Origin of the sequence: Dietzia sp. DQ11-71 (assembly GCF_014144995.1) — a bacterium.
Lineage (GTDB): Bacteria > Actinomycetota > Actinomycetes > Mycobacteriales > Mycobacteriaceae > Dietzia > Dietzia kunjamensis.
In genome coordinates this window covers 1-5645 of record NZ_JAALDT010000281.1, presented here as the reverse complement: position 1 = coordinate 5645, position 5645 = coordinate 1, and the positions used below count along the sequence as shown (strand labels likewise).

The 5645-nt window shown below is 70.3% G+C and carries 8 protein-coding genes; 3 read left to right on the top strand and 5 right to left on the bottom strand.

Annotated features, from left to right (window positions below):
* Nucleotides 1-266: 266 nt before the first annotated feature.
* The gene (locus G6023_RS10465) at nt 267-836 is read left to right on the top strand and encodes a hemerythrin domain-containing protein (RefSeq protein ID WP_069390151.1); all 570 of its coding nucleotides are present in this window, start codon (nt 267-269) and stop codon (nt 834-836) included.
* 60 nt (nt 837-896) lie between these two features.
* Here the strand turns inward: G6023_RS10465 and G6023_RS10460 are convergent, their stop codons facing one another.
* Nucleotides 897-1268 carry a DUF202 domain-containing protein gene (locus tag G6023_RS10460; RefSeq protein ID WP_069390149.1) on the bottom strand — a complete coding sequence of 124 codons (372 nt, stop codon included), beginning with the start codon at nt 1266-1268 and terminating at the stop codon, nt 897-899.
* Nucleotides 1265-1666: a YidH family protein gene (locus G6023_RS10455; RefSeq protein ID WP_069390148.1), complete on the bottom strand. Its 402-nt coding sequence runs from the start codon at nt 1664-1666 to the stop codon at nt 1265-1267. The genes G6023_RS10460 and G6023_RS10455 overlap by 4 nt, the downstream gene beginning before the upstream one ends.
* Before the next feature lie 68 nt (nt 1667-1734).
* Between G6023_RS10455 and G6023_RS10450 the strand changes: the two genes are divergently transcribed.
* Complete coding sequence (locus G6023_RS10450) at nt 1735-2739, top strand: bile acid:sodium symporter family protein (protein ID WP_069390147.1); 1005 nt, start codon at nt 1735-1737, stop codon at nt 2737-2739.
* Between the two features lie 33 nt (nt 2740-2772).
* On the opposite strand, the gene G6023_RS10445 is transcribed toward G6023_RS10450, so the two are convergent.
* From G6023_RS10445 to G6023_RS10435, 3 genes are all read right to left on the bottom strand, one after another.
* Nucleotides 2773-3345, bottom strand: a complete 573-nt coding sequence (locus G6023_RS10445) for a VanZ family protein (protein WP_347570759.1) — start codon at nt 3343-3345, stop codon at nt 2773-2775.
* 84 nt (nt 3346-3429) lie between these two features.
* Nucleotides 3430-4281, bottom strand: a complete 852-nt coding sequence (locus G6023_RS10440) for an alpha/beta fold hydrolase (RefSeq protein ID WP_182635392.1) — start codon at nt 4279-4281, stop codon at nt 3430-3432.
* Nucleotides 4282-4291: 10 nt separating this feature from the next.
* Nucleotides 4292-4990, bottom strand: coding sequence for a type 1 glutamine amidotransferase domain-containing protein (locus tag G6023_RS10435; RefSeq protein ID WP_096906399.1), 699 nt, complete (start codon nt 4988-4990; stop codon nt 4292-4294).
* A 434-nt stretch (nt 4991-5424) separates the two neighbouring features.
* On the opposite strand from G6023_RS10435, the gene G6023_RS15745 reads away from it, so the two are divergent.
* A partial coding sequence (locus G6023_RS15745) for a hypothetical protein (protein WP_206680994.1) occupies nt 5425-5645 on the top strand: 221 nt, incomplete at its 3' end.

The window sequence follows — 5645 nt, the reverse complement described above, 5'->3', positions numbered from 1 at the left end:
GGTGACGCGGGCTCCTCCACCGACGGCGCCGCCTCCTGCTCCCCCGCCGGCTCCACTCCCGGCGACCCCGCCGCGGACTGCGGCGTGACCGGCGGCTGCGGCACCTGCGTCCTGCAGGGCATGTGCGAGACGGAGAGCACGCGCCCCTGAACCGGCCACCGAGCAGGTCCCCGGCTCCTCCGGTGGCCGTCGGTCCGGTGGCCGTCGCGCACGGCCGCCTCTACGGTCGAGAGGTCCATCCGTCTCACACCGCGAAGGAGAGCCTCATGGCCGACACCGCAGCCGCCGGGGACGTCGTCGACATCCTCACCGCCGACCACCGCGAGATGGTCGGCCTGCTCGAGATGATCGAGAACACCGCCGACGCCGAGGAACGCCGCTCGCTGGCCGACTCCGCCATCGCCGAGGTCGTGCGCCACTCCGTGGCCGAGGAACTGTTCGTCTACCCCGTCTACGAGCGCGAGGTCCCGGGCGGCACCGACGAGGTCGAGCACGACAAGGAAGAGCACCAGGAACTCGAAGAGGTGATGAAGGAGCTCGAGGGCCTGGACGCCGGGAGCGCCGAGTTCATCGCCACCGTGAAGCGGTTCACGGAACTCCTCGACCACCACGCCGACGACGAGGAGGCGGACCAGTTCCCCAAGATGCGGAAGCACATCTCCGCCGAGGACCTGGTCGACCTGGGCCGCAAGGTCGAGGCCGCCAAGAAGATCGCCCCCACCCGGCCGCACCCCGGCTCACCGCACTCCGAGCTGTTCCACATGACCCTGGGACCCGGCGTCGGCATGGTCGACCGCCTCCGCGACGCCCTCAGCGGGCGGGCCAAGAACACCTGACACCTCCGCTCCCGGCCCCGGCGACCACCCGCGCGGGGCCGGGCCGCGCGCTCTCAGCTGCTAGGTCGACAGGCTGACCAGCACGGCGACCAGGCCGCAGGTGGCCATCACGACGACCAACACCACCAGCCCGACGTTGTGGGCCGCCCGCGTCTGCGGCACCTCGGCCCCGCGGACGAAGCGCCCGACCCGCCGTTCGTGGTGACGCTGCACCCGGAGCAGCGCCAGCAGCGGGACCACGGTGAGCAACGAGAACACCGACGCCCAGAACACCGACGTCTCCGCCACCAGCTTGGCGATGAGGATGATGTTCACGCCCACCACGGCCCACGTCCGGGCCCACGACAGGCTGGTGCGCTCGGCGGCCAATCCCGCGTCGGGCGGAACCGCCCGCGGTTCCACCCCGATCCGCCGCTGCCGGGGCGTGCTCATGCGAAGGTGCCGCCCAGGATCGCCACGATGAGCAGGACCGCGCCGATCGAGATCCCCAGCACCAGCAGGATGGATGCCTGCGGCATGGGCAGCGGCCGCTGGTGACGCATCGAGGCCTCGATCCGGATCCACCGCCGGAACGCCACGATCGCGAGGACCGCCGCCAGCACCAGCAGGATGCAGGCCAGCGGCGTGCGGACGATCTCGGGGATCTCGTCCCCCGCGAAGGCCTCCATCGCCACCGCGCCCGCCGTCAACCCGAGGCTGGTGCGGATCCAGGCCAGGAAGGTGCGCTCGTTGGCGAGCGTGAACCGGGGGTCCGGTTCCTCGCCGTCCCGCAACGCCCTGGGCCGCCACCCCTCCGGGGCCTGCCCGGTCTGTCCGGCCTGTCCGGTCATCGCCTGCGCTCCGTCATGGTGCCGAGCCTATCGGTCGCCCCCCGACGCCCTGGTGGTGGAATAGGCGGATGGGCATTCTGCGTCGTCTCCGGATCGAGCCGTTCATCCTGGCGATCCTGGCGGCGGTGGTGGTCGCCGCGTTCCTGCCCGCCACCGGTGGCGCGGCCGACGCGCTCGACTGGGTGACGACGATCGGCATCGCCGTGCTGTTCTTCCTCTACGGCGCGCGCCTCGAGCCCCGGGAGCTGGTGGTCGGCCTCACGCACTGGCGGCTCCACTCGGTCGTGCTCGCCTCGACGTATCTCCTGTTCCCGCTCCTCGGCCTGCTCGGCCAGTGGCTCCTCACGCCCGTGCTCGGCGCCTCCCTGGCCGCCGGGTTCCTGTTCCTCACGCTGGTCCCGTCGACCGTCCAGTCGTCCATCACCTTCGTGGCGATCGCCCGCGGGCACGTCAGCGCGGCGGTGGTGTCGGCGTCGGTGTCCAACCTGCTGGGTGTGGTGATCACTCCCCTGCTGGTCTTCGCCCTGATGACCACCGACGGGTCCGTGGTCATCACGTGGAACTCGGTCGGCACGATCGCCCTGCAGCTGCTCCTGCCGTTCGTGGTGGGCCAGCTCCTGCGGACCTGGGTCCTGCCGGTCATCCGCAGGATCAAGCGGATCGCCCTGTTCGACAAGACCGTCATCGTGCTGGTGGTCTACGCGGCGTTCTCCGACGGGGTCGCCGACGGGATCTGGTCGACGATCGGCGTCGGCGAGTTGGCCTGGCTGATCGTCGCGTGCTGCGTGCTGCTCGCGGTGGTGCTGGGTCTGACCGAACTCGCCTCCCGGGCCCTGGGTTTCGAGGACCGGGACAAGCGCGTCGTGCAGTTCTGCGGGTCCAAGAAGTCGCTGGCCACGGGGTTGCCGATGGCGGCCGTGCTGTTCGTCGGCCAGCCGATCGGGCTCCTGGTCCTGCCGCTGATGCTGTTCCACCAGATCCAGTTGATCGTGTGCGCGTGGCTGGCCGGCCGGTACGGGCGGGCCGCAGACACTGGCACCGACGCCGACACCGACCGCGGCGCGGGAGCGTAGGAGGCTCCGGGGGCGTGACGAGCCCGCCGCGGGTCACCGCGCCGGCGGCCTGTCCGTCCCCAGCTCCACCACTGCGGCGGGGTCGCCCAGGCGCGGACCGAGGACGACAAGGACGGCGAACACCGCAGCGGTGGTGAGCGCGAGACCGATCCACAGTGGGTGGAGGCGCGGGCCGCAGGCGCGCGCTATGAGGGCGCCGACCAGCGCCCCGGCTGTGTTGAACAGCAGGTCCGTGACGTCGGAGTGTCCCAGGGCGAGGACGTACTGGAGGACCTCGACCGTCACGCTGATCGCCGCTCCGGTGACGACGACGACGAGGACCGCCCTGGCCCGGCCCTCCAGCAGGATGTACAGGAGCACCCCGAGCGGCACGAAGAAGGCCAGGTTGCCGAGTGCGTCGAACAGTGGGCCGAACCAGGTCTGGGCGCCCCTGAACTGAGCGAACGGTACCCATTCGACCGAGCGGCCGCGCTGGGATTCCGGTCGCCACAGTAGCCCGATCACGAAGAAGGCCTTGAGCATGGTCAGCGCCACCACCACGGCGCCGTAGGCGACCACGGCGAGCGCGGCCCAGCCTCGGACCTTCGACTCTGTCGGTTGCGTCACGGGCACAATCCTCACACGGGCCCCGGCAACGGAGGCGGTCCCGGGTCTGGCCGGGACCTCGGGCCCGGAGCGCCGTGGGTCCCGTCAGCCCCGGTGGGCATCGAGGAATGCCCGGAGTGCCGCGGCGACCTCGGCCGGGCGTTCCTCCGGCGCGAAGTGGCCACAGTTCTCGATGAGATGCAGTTCGCTGGCGGGGATCGCGGCGTGGAGGCGGTGCGCCCAGTCGGTGACCTGCCAGGTGTCGTCGGCGCCCCAGACCAGCTGCACCGGGATCCGACCGAGCCTGTCCAGCTGGTCGGAGATCTCCAGCGTGTGGCGCGGGTCGTAGTGCGCGACCTGGTGCCGGAAGAAGCTCGGTTGGCCGATCGGCCCGCTGATGAGGTCGACATACACGTCGAGCGCGGCGGGGTCGAAGTTCGCCGGGTCGCTGTGCGTCGACAGCAGCCAGTCCCGGAAGTGGGCCCGGTGCTCGGCGTCCGGCGTGCGGGCCAGCTCGTCAAGCCCGTCGGCCATCTGTTCCCGGGTCCGCTCGGAGGGGTAGCTGTCGAAACTCACCACGTCGATGAGGGTCAGGGACCGCAGGCGCCCGGTCGACTGCACGCCGAAGCGTTGCGCGATCCCGCCGCCGATGTCGTGGGCCACCAGGTGGAACGTGTCGAGTCCCCACTCCCCCAACAGCCCCTCGAGGACGGCGACCTGACCGGTGATCGACGTGTCGACGTCGGGGTTCCGCGGCCGCTCCGACAGCCCGTATCCGAGGAGGTCGAAGACGTGGACGCGGTACCCGGCCTCGGTGAGGACGGGCACCACGTCGCGCCAGATGTACGACGACGAGGGCGTTCCGTGGAGAAGGACGACGGGTTCGCCCTCGCCGTGCACGCCGAACGAGATCCGGTGGCCGTCGACGACGGCGTGCCGGTCGACGATGTGGCTCACCGGCACGGAGTCAGCCGAGGTCGGAGACGATCCGCTTGGCGAGCTCCTCCGAGGACTGGGGGTTCTGACCCGTGTACAGGTTGCGGTCCACCACCACGTGCGAGGCCCACGGCTCGGCGGCCGAGGAGTAGTCGGCGCCCAGCTCGACGAGCTTGTCCTCGAGCAGCCAGGGCGCCCCCTCGGCCAACCCGACCTGCTCCTCCTCGACGTTGGAGAACCCGGTCATCTTGTACCCAGCGAACGGCGAGGACGACGCGTCCTCCGAGGCCGCGAGCACGGCCGCGGGGGCGTGGCACAGCATGGCCAGCGGCTTCTCCGCGGTCACCCGCTCGGCGAGAATCGCACCGGAGGTCTTGTCCACGGCGAGGTCCTGCAGGGGACCGTGACCGCCCGGGTAGAACACGACGTCGAACTCGTTGTGATCGACGGAGGCCAGGTCGGCCGGGGAGTTCAGGACGGGCGCGAGCCGGTCGAGCGAGGCCTTCACCTTGTCCAGGGTCTCGGGGTCGCCGGCGCCTTCGCCGAGGCTGGCCTGGTCGACGGTGGGAGCACGCCCACCCGGGGTCGCGACGGTGACGGACCAGCCGGCGTCGGTGAACACCTCGTACGGGGCCACGAACTCCTCGGCCCAGAAACCGGTGGGATGCTCCGACCCGTCCTTGAGGGTCCAGTGGTCGGCTGCGGACATGATCATCAGTACGTTAGCCATGCCGCGACAGTACGGATCTCGGGGCGACTCGCAACTGGTCACGCGATATCCGTGCGGGTTACCTTCCGCTGTGATCCCGATCACTCATCAGAGTCTTCTCACGCAATCGTGATGTCACCGCGATTCACTTACCGATCGCTGTTACCTGCGGGTTCGCCTGAAGCCCCGAGTTAGGCGACGTATCAGCAGGCCACAGGATTATTCGCCAGTCGATCTCGTTAGTGAGGAAAACGTTGAGGCACCGCCGACACAGTCTTAATGTTCACGCCGCATGAGCTGAGGGGTTCAGCATCCGCCCGGACGACTGGCGCACGGGCACAAACTCGAGGAGGGGTGCCCATGCCTTCAACGCGCCCGCCATTCGCCCGATCCATGTCGCTCATGGTTCTCGCCGGACTGGCCCTGCTCGGGTTTTCGGCGGGAGCGGGAGCAGCTTGGCTCTCCGGGGGAACGGCGACAGCCACAGCGGCTGGGCCGGTGGCGTCCTCGGTGCAGCAGTCCGGTCTCACATCAGCCGCACCCTCCCCTATCTCGACGCAACCTTCGTCCTCCACCTCCGCGACCTCGACCGCGCCGGTGAGCAGCGAGCGCCTGCCTTCGTCGAGACGCGAGCCGTCGCCGGCCCGCCCGGCCGCCGCGCACGCGCCGGTCGTGC